The following is a 710-nucleotide window of genomic DNA, read 5'->3' as shown; positions in this document are numbered from 1 at the left end:
ATTAGTGTCCCGTTACGGGACAACAAGCCCCCAATACCATATCACTGAATTTAATGAACCGTATGAAATTGCATGGCATGGCAGAGGCTTTCAGGGAAAGCCTTGCCGGCATCACTCCGCAATCCATGACCGCGGACACGTTCCTTTCCATGCTCCTTGCCCGCGAATGGGACTATCGTGCACAGGCTGCCATTGCACGGCTTACCAAGAATGCGGCATTCCGTTACAAGGCCTATATTGAACAGATCGACTACGCCACGAACCGGGGGCTGGAGCGCAACCTGATGGAACGTCTCGCCACCCTTGATTTTGTGCATAAGGCACAGAACCTTTTCATTACCGGTTCTTCAGGAACGGGGAAAAGCTATCTGGCCTATGCCCTCGGCCACGAAGCATGCAAAAGGGGATTCCGAACCTGCTATGCCAATGCCCCGAAACTGCTCGGTGCGCTGAAAGTCGCCAAAGTCAAAGGCACACTTGAAACGGAACTCAAGAAGATTGAGCGATGCCAGTTACTCATCCTTGACGACCTGTTCATCGTACCGTTTGACGTCAAGGAGCGGAGCGTCCCATACTGCTTGAAATCATTGAGGACAGGCATGAACGGAAATCCATCATCATCACATCGCAGTACCCGTCCTCCAACTGGTATGACATGGTAGGTGACCCGACAATAGCCGATGCAACCCTTGACCGAATCATACATACGA

The 710-nt window shown here is 51.8% G+C and carries 1 pseudogene; it reads left to right on the top strand.

The annotated features are described in order from the left end of the window. Positions 1-38: 38 nt before the first annotated feature. Positions 39-710: pseudogene (gene istB / locus M3090_RS15465) on the top strand (IS21-like element helper ATPase IstB); the annotation flags it as partial.

The organism is Bacteroides sp. ET71 (assembly GCF_023336905.1).
GTDB lineage: Bacteria > Bacteroidota > Bacteroidia > Bacteroidales > Bacteroidaceae > Bacteroides.
This window is presented reverse-complemented; position numbering and strand designations above follow the sequence as displayed.